The following is a 16,082-nucleotide window of genomic DNA, read 5'->3' on the forward strand; positions in this document are numbered from 1 at the left end:
CGCTTGCTCATGTTGCTCTTGCCACTCACTACCTGGACTGCTTCCTCCGGGACCATCCGTCCCAGTATCAGGCTGTCCAGCTCAGTGGGGGAACTTCACGACCCCCGAAACCCGACCTTCGAACCCCGACCCCCGACCCTCCACCCCCGACCCTCGAAAGGGACCACTGCATGACGCCCATGACGAGCGCGGCCGACACCGCGCCGAAGACCTACGCCTGGGAGATCCGGGCCAGCGGCCTGAGAGTTCGGGTCGGCCGGAAGAAGATGGCCGTCGACGGGCTCGACCTCTCCCTGGGCACCGGCGCCCACGGCCTGCTGGGGCCCAACGGGGCCGGCAAGACCACCCTGATCCGGACCCTGGCCACCGTGCTGCGCCCCACCGAGGGCGAACTGGAGCTGCTCGGCACCGCCGCGGGCGGGATCGGCGACCACCGGGCCCTGCGTCGCCGGATCGGCTACCTGCCGCAGGACTTCGGCTACTACAAGCGCTTCACGGTCCGTGAGTTCGTCGAGTACATGGCCTGGTTGAAGGAGGTCCCGAAGGCGGACATCCCCGCGGCCGTCCAGCGGGCCGTGGAACGGGTGGGCCTGGCGGACCGCGCCGACCACCGGATGAAGACCCTGTCCGGCGGCATGGTGCGGCGGGCCGGCATCGCCCAGGCCATCGTCAACGACCCCGCGCTGCTGCTGCTGGACGAGCCGACGGCCGGCCTGGACCCGGCGCAGCGGCTGCGCTTCCGCGAGCTGCTGCAGGAACTGGGCCGCGACACCTGCGTGGTCGTCTCCACCCACCTGGTCGAGGACGTCGCGGCCGCCTGCTCCGACGTGGTGCTGTTCGCCGACGGCCGCCTCGTCTTCCAGGGCACGCCGGACGACCTGGCCGCGGCGGGCAGCGCCGAGCACCCGGGCGACAGCCCCCTGGAGCGCGGCTACTCGGCGCTGCTGCGCACCTCCGGCCGACCGGGAGGCACCTGGTGAACGGACGTGTCCTGCGGACGGAGCTGCGGCGTTCCGTCGCCCCGTGGCCCGGTCTCGTCGTCCTGGCCGGCAGCCTGGCGGTCTTCCTCCCGATCGACGGGATCTGGTGGAAGGGCGCCGCGGGGTGGACGGCCCAGTGGACGTCCATGGCCATGTGGACCCGGTACCTGCTGGCGTTCTGGTGGCCGCTGGTGGTGGGCATGGGCGCGGTGTACGGGCTGCGCGATTCCCGCTCCCGGACGGCCGAACTGCTGGTGACCACGCCGCTGCCGGTCTGGCGCCGTGCGGCGCTGCCGGCCGGGGCGATGGCGCTCGTCCTGGCGGTGGGCTTCGGTCTGCTGGTGCTGGTGGGCGGAGTCCAGGTGGCGTTCGGCGCCACCACCTACACGCACCTGGGGTGGCTGCCGATCTCGCTGGTGGCGCTGCTGGCCCTGGTCGCGGGGGCCGTGTTCGGCATGGGCGTCGTGCGGGCCCTGCCCTCGGTGTTCACCCCGCCGGCCCTGGTGGTGCTCGTCCTCATGGTGACCGGCATGCTCCTGCGGCAGAGCAGCAGCGGGGCGCTGCCGTCGAGCATCGCGCCGACCCGGCTCGTCCAGCTGTCCCCGGCGACGGTGGAGCCGCGGCAGATGCTGCTGACGCTCGCCGGTTCCGTGCACCTCGGCCAGACGCTCTGGCTGCTCGGTCTGCTCGCCACCGGCTTCGCGCTGCTGTCGGCCACGACCCGCCGGGCCCGGCTGCTCGCGGTGGTCCCCGTCCTGGCCGGCGCCGCCCTGGCCCTGCTGGTGTTCCCGGGCGCCGCGCGCGACACCTACGTCGTCGACAAGGCCGCCGCGGCCCCGGCCTGCGACGGACCGGTGTGCGTGACCCGGGCGAACCGCTCCCACCTGCCCGAGCTCGCGCTGCGCGGCAAGGAGGCGCTGCGCGTCCTGCACGACGTGCTGGGCGACCGGGCGCCGACCTCGGTACGGGAGGACACCGCGCTGCGCGCGCTCGGCGACGCACGCGAACTCTCCGGCGACGTGGTGCTGGTCGACTTCGACGAGCGGCTGTTCGCCGATGCGACGGGTGAGAAGCTGACCCGCGCGCTGATCGCCCAGGGCCTGGCGCCGAACTGCTACGGGAACAGCGACCGGGAGGGCGGAGGAGGCGCCGACGTCGCCGCCCAGAGCCTCGCCACCAGCTGGGCCCTCCGTGACCCCCTGCTCCAGCCGCTGGGGGAGAAGGGCGGCGACGCGTACTCGCTCAAGGTCTGGGCGACCGCCGACGCGGCCTGGCAGACGCTGACGGCGCTGCCGCCGGCCGAGCAGCGCGCGCGGATCGCCGAGCTGCACGGCGCCATGCTCGCCTGCACGACCTACTACCGGCTTCCGGTCCTGGCGGGGGAGGCGTCCCGATGAGGTGGCTGACCCTGTACGCGCGGTCACGGCAGGTGCCCGCCTCGGCCGCCGCGGTCCTGCTCGTCGCCCTGGCGGCGTGGGCCTGCAACCAGGACGGCCTGGGCCCGTCGGCCCTGGGGGTCGCGGTCCTGGTGCTCACCGCGAACGTGGCGGCCGCGTCCGTCGGGCTCGGCGGGCAGGACGTGGTGCTGGAACGGACGGCCGCGATCCGGTGGGCGCCCCGGCGGGCGGCGCACGTGCTGCTGATCGGTGCGGCCGCCGGTGCGGCACTGCTCGCGGTCCGGGTGGCGGGCGTGGCGCTCGCCCCCGCCGAGGTCGTCGTCCGGGACAGTGCGGGCCTGGTCGGCCTGGCCGCGCTGGGGGCGGTGCTGTTCGGGGCGCAGTTCGCGTGGACGCTGCCGACCGGCTGGTTCGGGTACACGCTCCTCGTCCCGACTCCGGACGGGACCGTGGGAGAGCTGGTCAACTGGATGATCTTCCCTCCCGGTACGGCGGCGTCCGCCTGGATGGCCTGGGGCCTGCTGGTGACCGGCACCGTGCTGTACGCCGTGGCGGGCCCGAGGCGGTAGCGGGCCCGTTCCCGCCCCCGCCCCGGACCCCGTTCCCGTCCCCGCCCCGGGCCCGAGGTCACGCGCCCCCGAGGGGTGCCGTGACCGGGTCCGGGGCCTCCGGGTGCGGGGCGGCCGCGGTCGTACGGTGCCGCGGGTGGTCGTCCGCGGCGGGCCGGGGGCGGACCGGCCACCAGAGGGCGCGGCCGAGGAGCGCGGCCAGCGCGGGGACCAGGACGAGCGAGAGGACGAGCGCGGAGAGCATGATGCCGAGCGCCAGCGCGAAGGCGACCTGTTCGCTTCCCGGTGTCGTGGCCAGGGTGGCGAAGGAGCCGGCCAGCACCAGGCCGGCCGTCGCGACGGCCGGCGCCGTGTGGCGCACCGCGCGGGCCACGGCGGCGCGGGCCGGGCCCGGCCGCCGCATCTCCTCCCGGATCCGGTCGCTGATCAGGATGTTGTAGTCGGTGCCCAGCGCCACGACGAACAGGAACAGCACCAGCGGGAGGGTGAAGTTGACGCCCGGTTCGCCGAGGGCGTGCTGGAACACCAGGGTGGCGGCGCCCAGGGTGGCGGCGAAGCCGAGCCCGACGGCGAGCATCAGCACGAGCGGGGCGAGCAGGCTGCGCAGGAGCAGCAGGAGGATCAGCGCGATCAGCGCGGCCGCGACCGGGAACACGATCCTCAGGTCGTGGTCGACGGCCGTCGACACGTCGGCGAAGACCGCGGCCGTTCCGCCGACGTGCGCCGTCGTCCCGGCGGGCGTGTGCCCGGCGACGGCGGCCCGGACCGGTCCGGCGACCAGGTCCCGGGCCTGCCGGCTCTGCGGGTCGGCGGTGGGGTAGAGGTCGATCCGGGCGGCCCGGTGGTCCCCGCTCAGGACGGTCGGCGCGACCTGGCCCACGCCGTCGACCCGGGTGAGCGCGCGGGAGAGGCCGTCGAGCGCCTCGGCGGTGAGAGTGGCGCCGTCCGTGGCGGTGACGAAGACGCTGGTCGGGTCCGACACGCCGGCCGGCAGCGCGCGGGAGATCTCGGCCGCGGTGGCCGCGGCGGCGGTCCGCTCGCCGGAGTCGCCCCGGCCGTAGTCCATCCGGATGCCGGTCAGCCCGGCGGCCAGCGCGGCGAGCAGGGCGACGGAGGCGGCCAGCATGGCCAGCGGCCGTCGGGTGACCAGCGCACCGAGGCGGGCCGCCCGGCCGGCGGGCGGCTCGCGGCGCAGGGCCCGCGAGGGCCAGAACATCCTGCGCCCGGCGGCCGCGAGGACGGCCGGCAGCAGGGTGAGGCTGCCGAGCAGCATCACCAGGACGGCGACGGCGATCGCCGGGCCCAGCGAGCGGAACTGACCGAAGGTCGCCAGGCCCAGGGTCGCGAACGCGGCCACGATGGTCAGGGCCGCCGAGGTGATCGCGACCCCCACCCGGCCGCAGACCTGTGCGGCCGCCTCGCGGGGCGGCTGCCCGGGCCGGGCCCGCAGCTGCTCGCGGAAGCGGAACAGCAGGAAGAGCAGGTAGTCGATGCCGATGCCGAGCAGGACGACGTTGATCAGCCCCGGGGTGCCCGGGTCGAGCTTGTGCCCGGAGAGCATCGCGGACCCGGCGACGGCTCCCGCCGCCACACCGCCGATCATGGCGACGGCGAGCAGCGGCAGCACGGCCGCCAGGACGCTGCGGAACACCAGCACGTTGAGGACGACGATCAGCCCCATGACGAGGGCGCTGCCGACCGTCGCGGCGGTCTCGTGGGCGTCGGTGGTGTCGACGGTGTCGGCGAGCCCTCCGGTGAAGCCGGTGCGCAGCCCCGCCTCGGCGAACTGTGCCCGGGCGGCGTCCCGGAACGTCCGGTAGACGCCCTGGACCCCGGTGTCCGAGGGATTCCCGGTCAGTTGGACGGAGAGCAGCTCGAAGCTCCGGTCGGGGGCCGTCATCGCCGGGGCGATCCGCGGCGTCTGGGAGCGGTCCGGGACCAGGAACGCCGGTGTGTCGTCCTTCCGGGGCATGGCCACCCGGCGCTGGGCCAGCTTCGCCGCCTCGGCCTCGATCCGCTGCTGGTCGGCGACCCCGAGGGCCTTGCCGTCGGACCGGGCGACCAGCACCGTCACCGTGGTGGCGTCCGGGTCCAGCCCGAACCGCTCCTCGGCGATCCGCAGCGCGGCGGCCGAGTCGTAGCTGCGGGGCAGGAAGTCCCCGGTCTGGTGCTGGGTCACCCGGGCCATCAGGGTCGGGGCCAGGCCTCCCAGTGCGACACCGAGCACCACCCACAGGGCGATGACCTTCCAGGGGTGTCGGGTCGAGTACCCGGTCAGGGCGCGGATCACGGTGTCCTCCGTCGGACGGATGCGAGTGCGGGTGTGTCTGCCGGGTGCTCCCGGCCGGCTTCCAGACCATCACTTCGAGGGGGCGGCGGGCGTCGTGGCGGCGGAGGATCCGGGCCGGGGCCCTGGGCCCCCTCCCCGGTCGGCGACCAGGACCCTGGTCCTGGGTCCGGGCCCTGACCTGCAGCCGCCGGTGCCGCCACCGCGGCCGCTGTGCAACCCTGTCCACGGAGGGCGGGCCACGGAGGGCGGGCCACGAGGGCGGGCCGTGGACCAGGGCCACGGACCCACCGAACCGGGGCCACCGAACCGGGGCCGGACACAGGGGGGAACAGTCATGCTCAGCAGCCGACCCGGCGGATCCGGCGATGCCGGGGAGCCGCCGTACGGCGCCGGCGGCGGCGAGGCGCCGTGGTCCCGCACCGACGCGCTCGTGACCGGCGGGGCCTGCGCGATCAACCTGCTCAGCTACGTGTTCTTCGACGGCACCAACGGACCCAACGGCTCCGACGGCCGGGACGACGTGACCGTGGCCGGCGTCCTCCTCGTCGCGCTGGCGGCGGTGCCGCTGCTCGCCCGGCGCCGCCACCCGGTGGCCGCACTCGCCGCCGTCCTGGTCCTCGATGCGACGGCCACCCTGACCGTGCCGCTGTCCGGCCACTTCGGCGCCGTCCTGATGGTCGCCCTGTACACCGTCGCCAGGGCCTGCCCGGGGCGGGTGACGGCGGCCGCGGTCGCCGCGACGGCGGTGCTGATGGCGCTGAGCCAGAGCGGCGGCCGGCTGCCGCCCTGGCAGGAGGCCGTCAACCCGCCGCTGTCCGCGCTGATCGTGGTCGGCGCCGCCCTGGTCGTCAACCGGTGGCAGCGCGAGGTGGCGGCCAACCGCAGGCTGCTCGCCGACCGCGCGGTCGCCGACGAACGCCGCCGCATCGCACGGGAGTTGCACGACATCGTGGCCCACCACATCACCACCATGCAGCTGATGGCGGGCGGGGCCCGGGCGAACCTGGCCGACCCGGAGGTGGCCCGGGAGGCCCTGGTCACCCTGGAGGCCTCCGGGCGGCTCGCGCTGCGCGAGATGCGCCAACTCCTCGACGTGCTGCGCGCGGACGACGAACCGGAGGCCGCGCCGCCGCTGCCCCAGCCCGGAGCGGAGGACCTCCACCGGCTGGTCGCGGAGTCCCGCTCGGCCGGACTGCCGACCGAGTTCGGCGTCCTCGGGCCGCAGCGCCCGCTGCCGCCGACCGTCGGCCTCGCGGTGTTCAGGATCGTCCAGGAGGCCCTCACCAACGCCCGCAAGCACGCGGGGGCCGCCCGGGCGTCCGTGCTGCTGACGTACGGTCGGGACCGGGTCACCGTCGAGGTGCGGGACGACGGCGCCGGCGGGCCGCCGCAGGAGGCGTCGACGGTGCGCCCGGGCGAGGGCGGCCCCGGCGGATACGGCCTGATCGGGATGCGGGAGCGGGTCGCCCTGCACGGCGGCACGCTCAGCGCCGGCCCGCGGACCGGCGGGGGGTTCGCCGTGGTGGCGGACCTGCCACTGGGCACCGACGAGACCGACGAGGCGGCCGAGGCGGCCGTCCGGCACGAGGGAGCACACCGATGACGGGCAACGGGCCGACGGCGGGCAACGGGCCGACGCCGGAGAGGACCAGGGTGCTGATCGCGGACGACCAGCCGCTCGTCCGGCGCGGCCTGACGCTGATCCTCTCCCCGGAGCCGGACTTCGAGGTGGTGGGCGAGGCCGAGGACGGCGCGCAGGCCGTCGCCCTGGCCCGCCGGCTGAGCCCGGACGTCGTGGTGATGGACATCCGGATGCCCGTCCTCGACGGGGTCGGCGCGACCAGGGAACTCGCCGCCGCCGTGCCCGAATGCCGGGTGCTGGCCCTCAGCACCTTCGACCTCGACGAGTACGTGGTGGGCGCCCTGCGCGCCGGAGCCTACGGCTTCCTGCCCAAGGACAGCTCCCCGGAGGAGCTGAGCGCCGCGATCCGCACCGTCCGCGCCGGCGAGGCCGTCGTCGCGCCGCGCCTGCTCACCCGGCTGATCTCCACCTACGTCCGGGCACCCGGCGGTGCGCAGCCGGCCCCCACCGGCGTGGACGGACTCACCCCGCGGGAGGTCGAGGTGTGGCGGCTGATGGCCGCGGGCCTCGACAACGCCGGGATCGCCGGCGCCCTGGAGCTCAGTCTCTCCACGGTCAAGAACCACATCACCAGCATCTTCGACAAGCTCGCCGTCCGTGACCGCGCCCAGGCGGTCATCGCGGCCTACGAGTCGGGCCTGGTCACCGCCCGCGCGGCCGCCGGGGAGCGGCCCCGCTGACCGAGCCGGGGGAACACTGTTCGTCCGGCACGGAACGCGGTTCGTCCGTCCGGTACGCTCGGGCCATGCCACCCACCCCCCAGCAACGGCGCGCAGCGCGGCACCTCCGGCCCGACGCCGAGGCGGGCACACCGCCGGCGCGGGGGCGGCGGGCGAAACCGATCACGGTGGACGCCGTCGTCGACGCGGCACTCGACATCGTGGCGCAGGAGGGCTACGAGGCCCTGACCATGCGCCGGGTGGCCACCGCCCTGGACACCGGGCCGGCGTCGCTCTACGCCCACGTCGTCAACAAGGAGGACCTGGGCGAGCTGCTCATCGGCCGCCTCTGCGCGGAGATCGACCTGCCCGCGCCGGACCCGACCGCCTGGCGGGAGCAGATCACCGGCGTCTGCACCCGGCTGCGCGACCAGTACCTGCGCTACCCCGGCATCTCCCGGGCCGCGCTCGCCGCCGCCCCCACCAACGAGGACACGCTGCGCCTCGCCGAGGGGATGCTCGCCGTCCTGCTCGCCGGCGGCGTCGCCCCGCAGGCCGCCGCCTGGGGCATCGACTCCCTGCTGCTCTACGTCAACGCCTACACCCTCGAAGCCTCCCTGCGCGGCCACCCCGGCAGCGAACGGGGCATCAGCCGCGACGAACTGCGCAGCCGCTTCTCCGCGTTGCCGGACACCTTTGCGCAGATCAGGCGCCACGCCGCCGAACTCACCGCGGGAGCGGGCCACGAACGCTTCGACTTCACCGTCGAGTCGATGCTGGACGGGCTCGCGCGCCGGTAGGGCCTGTCTTCGAACTCCCGCCTGCGGGGCGGCGCCGGTAGTGTGACCGGATGGATCAGGATGAACGCTCAATCCACGCCTCGTCGTTCGGCGCGGCGGCGGCCGCCTACGCCGAACACCGTCCGGACTACGCGCAGGCCGCGGTGCGCTGGGCGCTGGCAGCCGCGCCCGGCCCGCGCGTGCTCGATCTCGGCGCCGGAACGGGCAAGTTGACCGCCGGGCTGGTCGCCTCGGGCGCCGAGGTCCTTGCCGTCGAGCCCGACCCGGCGATGCTGGCCGAGCTGCGCCGCTCACTGCCGGGCGTCCGCGCCCTGGCGGGCAGTGCGGAGGCGATCCCGTTGCCGGACGGGTCCGTCGACGCCGTGCTGTCCGGCAACGCCATGCACTGGTTCGACATGGCCGTCGCGGGGCCCGAGATCGCCCGAGTCCTGGCGCCTGGCGGTGTGCTGGCCGGCCTGTGGAACGTCCTGGACGACGGGGTCGAGTGGGTCGCCGGGCTCGCGCGGGTGAGCGGGAGCGCGGCCGTCGGTCCGCGTGACACGCCCGCGAGTTGGCGTGCCGAGACGGCGGAGATGCACCTGCCGAAGTCCGGCGGGCCTGCCCGGTTCGGCTCGCCGGAGCAGTCCGTGTTCCCGCACGGGCAGCGCCGCACCGCCGACTCCCTGGTCGCGACCCTCGCCACGCGGGCGGGCGTGCTGGTCATGCCGGAGCGGGAACGGGAGGCCGCGCTGGGCCGGATCCGCGCCTTCCTGGCGGACCGGCCGGAGACTGCCCACGGCGAGTTCACCCTGCCGATGCTGACGGCGGTGCTGCGCGTCCGGCGGCTCTGAGGTGTGCCGCCGGGGGCGGGAGGGCGGAGGTCAGTCGCCCTCCGCCTCGGCGGCCACCGCGGACAGGTCGATGTTCCAGGTGAATTCCCCGGCCGGCCGCGCGGTGATCGGGGCGTCCTTCTCGGGGTCGGCGGGGTCGAACTCCGAGACCAGGGTGTGGCTGACCTCCGGGCTGGTCCAGCACGGCATGCCCCGGTTCCAGGTGCCCGTGTTCCGGGCGACGTTCCAGCGGAACGAGACGGTGTAGGCCTTCAGCCAGTACCCGGAGGTCATCGCCACCGTGGTGGAGAAGCCGGGGTTGTCGTTGAACTCGATCCGGTCCTGCGTGTCGTTGATGACCTCGCTGGTGTAGCGCGGCTTGTAGGGGCCGTCCTGCACCCACGTGCGGTTGGACGCGTGCTCCTTCAACCCCTTGTCCGACTCGATGACCTGCACGCTGGAGTCGGAGACCTCCTGCCAGAAGTGGTAGTTGCTGGAGACCCGCTGCGGGGCGCCGGGCGGGTTCTTCAGCCGGGCCACCTGCCGGAAGCCGATGCTCTGGGAGGAGTGCAGCTTCTGGCTGGCCGGCCCCTCGTACTCCGACTCGAACTCCAGGACGGGCCGGTTGAGGTCGAGGTTCTCCGCGCGGGCCGCGCCCCGGGTGCGCCGCCGCCCCGCGGGCGGGCTGTTGCCCCGGACGCCGGCGGTCTCCGCGTCCCGCTTGGGAGGCATCCGCTGCACCGCCTCCCCGGCGCGGGTGCCCGGGCCCGGGCCGGCCCCGGCGGGCGCCTCCTCCCGGCCGACGCGGTCGAGCGGGGCCGACAGGGCGCGGACGGCGTTGGCCTCCGCCTCGCGTTCCTGGCGGTCGGCCGGGTCGGAGACCCGCAGGCCGTCGCCGCGGTCGGTGCCGGGGACGGGCCCCTGGCGCTGCTGGATGACGTGGGTGAGCTCGTGCGCCAGGGTGTGCCGGTCGCCGCCGCCCTCGCCGAGCACCACGTGGTTGCCGGAGGTGTAGGCGCGGGCGCCGACCTCGGCCGCGGAGGCGCGGGCGGTGCTGCCGGTGTGCAGCCGTACGTCGGAGAAGTCGGCCCCGAGGCGGGACTCCATCTCGCGGCGGGTCGTCCCGTCCAGCGGCCGCCCGGCGGTCCGCAGCACCTCGTGCACCAGGGAGCGCTGCAGGGGCAGTTCGTCCTGCCCGGCGGAGCCCTGCCGCGCCCGCTCGATCCGGCGGGTCACCGCGGCGTTGCCGATCGTCCGCTGCAGGGCGTGGGCGGTACCGGCCCCCGGGCCCGGCCGCACCGGGCGGGTGGCGGTGGGGGCGTGGCCGTGGTCGGCCCGCCTCTGCGGTTCGTGAGCGCGCACGGCGATCGGTTCCTTCCTCCTGGGGCGGGCCCTGGCACGCCGCCCAAGGGCCGGTCTCCGAACTCCCGCCTGCGGGGCGACGCCGGGGCAGACTTCGCCGTCCCCGGGGGACGGGCTGACTGTCCGTCAGGGGCAGCCGGGCTACCCCGGGAGGGCAGCCCGGCCCGGCTGGTACGGGCCCGGCCGGGCCGCGGGCGCGTGGTCGGCGGGTGGCCGGACCAGCCGCGGGTGTCCGGTGGGTGTTGACATGGTCACGGGATGTGAGAGGAGATACGGGAGGGGGAGATCACGGAGACGAACGGGTCGATTCGGATGGACGGGCCCGTTGACATTTCGGGGGCATCCGGCGCACCGTTCCGGTCCGGTTGCCCGGAGAGGGAAGGCCGCCCTGCACGCCGAATCAGTTCCCCTGCCTGAGATCGCTCAGCGTCCCGCTGATGTTGAGGAGTTCGTGGCACGTGCCCGCCTGCTTGCCCGAGGCCGGGGTGCCCGGTGACTCGCAGGTCACGCTCGCCGTCACTGCCTGGTCCCCGGGGACCTGGATGGGAGTCACCCAGTGGTAGTCCTGGTTGCGGAAGGTCTCCAAGGCGATGGTGGTGATCGTCTGGTTCCCGGCCGTGATGGTCACCAGCCCTTGGTCGCCCTGGAAGTTGGCGACGACGATGTCCGTGATGTCGAAGACCTTGTCGTGTGGCACCTGGTAACTGCCCGCCGCGGCGGCCCCGTTCGCGGTCTGCACGTCGATCGTGGCGGAGCTCTGCTGTCCCGTACCCGGCACCGTCAGGCCGCCCGGGCCGGGGGTGCGGCCGCCGGTGCTCGGCTGCCCGGATCCCGGCTTGGCCGGGCCGCCGGTGCCGTTGCCGGAGGGGGCCGTCGGCGCACCGCCCTCGGGGGTGCCGGCGGGCGGCGCCGGGGTGGCGCTCTGCTGGGCGACGGCCTGCTCGGCCGCCTGCTTCGCGGAGCTGCGCACCGCCGGGCGGACCAGGGCGAACCAGGCCAGCAGCAGTGCGAGCAGCAGCGCCAGGAGCGCGAGCAGCCACCTGGGGAAGATCGGAAGTTGGACGAACTCGCCCTCCAGGACAGGCCGCTGAAGGGCCGTCGGAGCTTCGGCCGGGGCGGTCGGAGCGGCCGGAGCGGTCCCGGCCGGCGCCTTGCCGTCCGATGCCTTGGCGTCCGGCGCCTTGCCGTCCGAAGCGGCCCCGCCCGGCCCCTTGTCGGCCGCGCCCTCCTCCGGGCCCACCGTGACCTCGAACGGCCAGGAGGCCTGCTTGCCGAACCAGATCAGCTTGCGGGTGCGCGCCTGCAGCCGCAGCTCGCCGGACTCGCCGGGTTCGAGGCGCAGCCGCTCCGGGGTGGTCCGGAACCGCAGGTCCTCCCCGGCCTGACCGGGAGTCAGGAGCACGGTGCCGGGAGTGTTCCCGAGGTTGCGCACCGAGGCCCGGTACCGCCCGCGCAGCCAGCCGCGGCGGCGGCGCGGCGCGAGCGCGGCCTGCAGCTCCCGGAACGGCGTCACGGTGACCGTGGCCTCCGGGACCGTCACCAGCTCGGGGTGCTCGGCCGGCAGCACCCGGATGCCGAGGGGGAACTCCCCGGCCCGCGAACTCGGCGAACGCGGGGGAGCCAGGCGCACCGTCACCGTCTCGGACGTCCCCGGATAGAGGGAGACCCGGGCCGGCTCGACCGTCGTCCAGGCGGCGCAGTCGCCGACCACCTCCAGCGAGTACGCCTCAACGATGTCGAGGTCGTTGCGTACCGTCAGGGTCGTGGTGGCCACGCCACCGGGCGCCACCGTCAGTGCGGGCAGGCCGAGTTCGGCGGATGTGGTCATAGCGTGACGGTAGGCCTGTCGGACGGTCCGGGGAGAGGGCCGTGCGGGCAAGCTGTGGGCACGCCCCTTGCCCGTGCGGACGGACCGGCCTTGCCCGGCCCCGTCGCGGTGCACCGCGCGAGACCGGCGCCCGCACCACCCGGCCCCAGGGCCGGCACCACCCCGCGGTGGCAGGCCGCGGACACCCTCGGTACCACTGAAGAATTGGAGCAGTCGATGACGTCGACCGACACAGCCCGTGAGGAAACCGTCACCACCCGGCGAACGGTGGTGGCACCACGCTCCGGCAGCGCCCGTCCGGCCGGGCCCGGCGCCCCCGCCCAGGAGCGCGGCAAGCCGGCCCAGGTGCCCGTGGCGGTGTACGCGGAGGACATCATCCTGCAGACCGGCGTCGTCCAACAGCTGCGCCAGCGGCCCGAGGTGGAGCTGCTGAGCGAGGCCGACGCGGCACGGGCCGAGGTCTCCCTGCTGGTGGTCGACGCCCTGACCGAGGCGGTGGCCGAGCACCTGCGCCGGCTGCGGCTCGCCACCTCGGGCCGCATAGGCCTGGTGGTGGGCCACTTCGAGGCCGGCGGGCTGCAGACGATCGTCGAGTACGGCGTCGCCGCCGTGCTGCGCCGCTCGGAGGCGGACCAGGACCGGCTGGTGCACCTGATCACCGCCCTGGCCAACGGGGAGGGCGTGATGCCCGGGGACCTGCTCGGTGAACTGCTCGACCGGATCGGGATGCTCCAGCGCACCATGCTCGACGGGCGGGGCCTGACCCTGTCGACCCTGACGGCCCGGGAGGCGGAGATGCTCCGGCTGGTCGCCGAGGGCTTCGACACGAGCGAGATCGCCGCCAAGACCTCGTACTCCGAACGCACCGTCAAGAACGTGCTGCACGAGATCATCACGAGGCTGGGCCTGCGCAACCGGGCGCACGCCGTGGGGTACGCCATGCGGCGCGGTCTGATCTGAGAGCGGCCCCCGCCCCGGCAGTCGTGCAGGCCCCCGCGGCCGTACCGGTCCGCCCCCGGCGGCCTGCCCTTCCGGGACACCGGTCGTTACCCCCGGCTCGGGCACCCGGGCCCTGTTCCCGGGCACCCGGGCCGGGGAGACTGCCGGGGAGACCGCCCCTGCCAACCTGTGAGGTCGAGCGTGATCGGCGCCCCCGGCACTCCCCGTTCCATCCGGCGGCCGGCCCGGGCCGCCGTCGCGGTGCTGCTCGCGCTGGCCGCCGCCGTGGTGACCCTGGGCACCGCCGCCCCCGGCGGGCAGGGCGTCCCCGCGGGCCCGGCCGCGGTGGCCGACCCGGCCGCCGGGCGGATCGTCTTCGCCGGCACGAACCACCGCGGCCTCGGCCGGGTGAACGGCGCGGAGTCCAGCACCCCGCTCTTCGGGCCCGGCCCGGTCCACTTCGACCGGGACCCCTCGGCCCGCGGCGGCGAACTGGTCTTCACCAGCCTGCGCGACGGCCCGCTGCCCCAGGTCTACCTGCGCGACGCGGCCGGCGCGGTGCACCGGCTCACCACCGGCATGGACACCGCCCACCCCGCGCTGGCCCCGGACGGCAGGGGCGTGGTCTTCGAGTCGCTGGAGCCCCGTGCCGACGGCACCTCACAGAACGTCCTGTGGGCGGTCAACCGGGACGGCAGCGGACTGCGCAGGATCACCGACGGCGCGGCCGACGAGACCCACCCGACGGTCTCGCCCGACGGCAAGTGGATCGCGTACTCCTGCACCGGCGAACCGTCCCACCGCCAGATCTACCTGCGGCCGTTCACCGGCGGCGCGCCCGTCAAGGTCACCGACGTGGCCACCGGGGACGCCGTCGACCCGACCTGGAACCCGGTGAACGACGACGCGCACCGCAACCAGATCGTCTACACCTGGGACAAGGGCGCCGACCAGGGCCGGACCCTGATGCTCACCTCGCCCACCGGCGGCGACAAGGCGTTCTTCCCCGGCACCGGCTCCACCTGGAAGACCGGCTCCGCCGCCTGGCTGGCCGACGGCAGCGGGGTGCTCTTCCTCAGCGCCGACCTGCTCGACCCCAACAACCCGAGCCCGCAGCCCGACCCGACCCAGCCGCCGGTGGTGAACCTGTACCGGGCGCCGACCTGCGACTGCAACCCGCCCCAACTGCTCTACCGGGCCGACCGGCTGACCGCCACGCCGACCTGGCTGGGCACCCAGAACGAGGGCGGCCCGGTGGTCGAGCAGACCAGCGCCGCCGCCGCGAACATCGCCGACGTCCAGGACGTCCGCCCCGACGGCGGCGACCCGCGCGACCTGGGCATCAGCGTGCTCCGGGAGGACCCGGCCGCCGGCGCCAACACGAATCCCGACCCGGCGGCCGACCCGCTCTTCCACCCCCGCCCCGGCTACGACCCGTGGTACGAGCGGCAGACCTACACGCCCGACGGCCGGCAGATCGTCGTCACCCGCTACGAGGACTCACCGGCCGGGCGGATCCAGCGGATCTGGCTGGCCGACGCCGACGGCGCGAACCCGCACCCGATGAACCTCGCCGGGCGCGGCCCGCTCGACCGGGACACCGATCCGTCCGTCTCGCCGGACGGCCGCCTGATCGTGTTCAGCCGCAACACCCCCGGCACCGGCCAGGAACCGGGACGCCCCGGACGGATCCTGATCGCCGAGGTCTCCACGGGGACGATCGTCGGCACCGTCCGGCCGCCGGCCGGCCAGGAGGGCGCCTCCGACGGCCAGCCCTTCTGGTCCCCCGACGGCAAGCTGATCGTCTTCTCCCGGACCGCGGTGGTCAACGGGAACGCCGGCAACCTGCACCTGTGGACCGTGCCCGCCGACGACCTCACCCGGCAGAGCGACCTGAGCCGGACGAACTGCCCGGGCGCCTGCAACGTCATCGACGACAGTCCCGCGTTCTCACCCGACGGCCGGCGCATCGCCTTCAACCGCAAGGCCGGCGACGGCGGGAACAACCGGCAGGACGGCGTGCTCGTCACCTCGCCCACCGGCGGCGACTGCACGGTGGTCCTGCCCACCGGGCTCGACGGGGACAGGGCCGCCTGCACCCGCCCGCTGCCCGACACCTCCGACACCGGCCCGTTCCAGCCCCGCGACGTCGCCTGGACGGCGAACAGCGCCCAGCTGGTGCTCACCACCCGCCGCGCCCTGCCGCCGAACTCGCCGGAAGGACTGGCCCTCTACGACTTCGCCGCCCGCACGCTCACCCCGCTCGACCGGCGGCTGCCGGGCCGCCAGAAGGAGCCGGCCGTCCAGCAGTCCGTCGACCTGGCGCTCAGCGCGCCCGAGCGCACCCCCGCCGTCCCCGTCGACGGCGGCACCGACGTGACGATCACCGTCACCAACAAGGGCCCCGCGCCCTCGCCCGGCACCGTCCTCACGGCCTCGGTGCCGACCGGCGCCCGGCTCGGCGCGCTGACCACCCCGGTCGGCCGGTGCGACGCCGGGGCGCTGCGCTGCGACCTCGGCACCCTGGCGCCGCACGCGGTGGTGCGGGTGACCGCCCGTCTGATCGGCACCCGCAGCGGCACCCAGCCCTTCGGCTGGACCGTCACCGGGACGGTGGCCGACCCGAACCCCGAGGACGACTCCGCCCGGACCCTCCTGCCGGTACTGGACGCCCCGACGCCCTCACCGACCCCGACGCCGACGCCGACCCCGACGCCGACCGCTTCGGAGACCCCGACCCCGTCCGGCCTGTCTCTTATACACATCTCCGAGCCCACGAGACAGGCAGAAATCTCGTATGCCGTCTT

Annotated in this window: 12 protein-coding genes; 9 read left to right on the top strand and 3 right to left on the bottom strand. The window is 75.1% G+C overall.

What is annotated here, in order from left to right:
• Positions 1-170: 170 nt before the first annotated feature.
• From OP86_RS30070 to OP86_RS30080, 3 genes are read left to right on the top strand one after another with little or no spacing between them, the layout of a single operon-like run.
• Positions 171-980: an ABC transporter ATP-binding protein gene (locus OP86_RS30070; RefSeq protein WP_030260388.1), complete on the top strand. Its 810-nt coding sequence runs from the start codon at positions 171-173 to the stop codon at positions 978-980.
• Positions 977-2,377, top strand: coding sequence for a membrane protein (locus OP86_RS30075; RefSeq protein ID WP_030059323.1), 1,401 nt, complete (start codon positions 977-979; stop codon positions 2,375-2,377). The genes OP86_RS30070 and OP86_RS30075 overlap by 4 nt, the downstream gene beginning before the upstream one ends.
• Positions 2,374-2,946 carry a hypothetical protein gene (locus tag OP86_RS30080; RefSeq protein WP_030260391.1) on the top strand — a complete coding sequence of 191 codons (573 nt, stop codon included), beginning with the start codon at positions 2,374-2,376 and terminating at the stop codon, positions 2,944-2,946. The genes OP86_RS30075 and OP86_RS30080 overlap by 4 nt, the downstream gene beginning before the upstream one ends.
• 58 nt (positions 2,947-3,004) lie before the next feature.
• Here the strand turns inward: OP86_RS30080 and OP86_RS30085 are convergent, their stop codons facing one another.
• Positions 3,005-5,236 carry an MMPL family transporter gene (locus OP86_RS30085; protein WP_030260393.1) on the bottom strand — a complete coding sequence of 744 codons (2,232 nt, stop codon included), beginning with the start codon at positions 5,234-5,236 and terminating at the stop codon, positions 3,005-3,007.
• A 334-nt stretch (positions 5,237-5,570) separates the two neighbouring features.
• On the opposite strand from OP86_RS30085, the gene OP86_RS30090 reads away from it, so the two are divergent.
• The 4 genes from OP86_RS30090 to OP86_RS30105 all read left to right on the top strand — a co-directional run bounded on the left by OP86_RS30090 (position 5,571) and on the right by OP86_RS30105 (position 9,167).
• Positions 5,571-6,839: a sensor histidine kinase gene (locus OP86_RS30090; RefSeq protein ID WP_030260403.1), complete on the top strand. Its 1,269-nt coding sequence runs from the start codon at positions 5,571-5,573 to the stop codon at positions 6,837-6,839.
• Positions 6,836-7,558, top strand: a complete 723-nt coding sequence (locus OP86_RS30095; protein WP_030059316.1) for a response regulator — start codon at positions 6,836-6,838, stop codon at positions 7,556-7,558. Before OP86_RS30090 ends, OP86_RS30095 begins: the two co-directional genes overlap by 4 nt.
• Positions 7,559-7,623: 65 nt before the next feature.
• Positions 7,624-8,337, top strand: a complete 714-nt coding sequence (locus tag OP86_RS30100) for a TetR/AcrR family transcriptional regulator (protein WP_030059315.1) — start codon at positions 7,624-7,626, stop codon at positions 8,335-8,337.
• 50 nt (positions 8,338-8,387) lie between these two features.
• Complete coding sequence (locus OP86_RS30105; protein ID WP_030059314.1) at positions 8,388-9,167, top strand: class I SAM-dependent methyltransferase; 780 nt, start codon at positions 8,388-8,390, stop codon at positions 9,165-9,167.
• Positions 9,168-9,197: 30 nt separating this feature from the next.
• Here the strand turns inward: OP86_RS30105 and OP86_RS35315 are convergent, their stop codons facing one another.
• Together OP86_RS35315 and OP86_RS36970 are read right to left on the bottom strand one after the other, a co-directional pair.
• Complete coding sequence (locus OP86_RS35315; RefSeq protein ID WP_418952648.1) at positions 9,198-10,508, bottom strand: eCIS core domain-containing protein; 1,311 nt, start codon at positions 10,506-10,508, stop codon at positions 9,198-9,200.
• Between the two features lie 400 nt (positions 10,509-10,908).
• A complete protein-coding gene (locus tag OP86_RS36970) occupies positions 10,909-12,336 on the bottom strand; it encodes a COG1470 family protein (RefSeq protein ID WP_030260410.1) in 1,428 nt (475 codons plus the stop codon).
• Between the two features lie 216 nt (positions 12,337-12,552).
• On the opposite strand from OP86_RS36970, the gene OP86_RS30120 reads away from it, so the two are divergent.
• Positions 12,553-13,296, top strand: coding sequence for a helix-turn-helix transcriptional regulator (locus OP86_RS30120; protein WP_030059310.1), 744 nt, complete (start codon positions 12,553-12,555; stop codon positions 13,294-13,296).
• 180 nt (positions 13,297-13,476) lie between these two features.
• On the top strand, positions 13,477-16,082 hold a 2,606-nt coding region (locus OP86_RS38915), incomplete at its 3' end, for a DUF11 domain-containing protein (RefSeq protein WP_051830995.1).

This window comes from Streptomyces novaecaesareae (genome assembly GCF_000716875.1).
Lineage (GTDB): Bacteria > Actinomycetota > Actinomycetes > Streptomycetales > Streptomycetaceae > Kitasatospora > Kitasatospora novaecaesareae.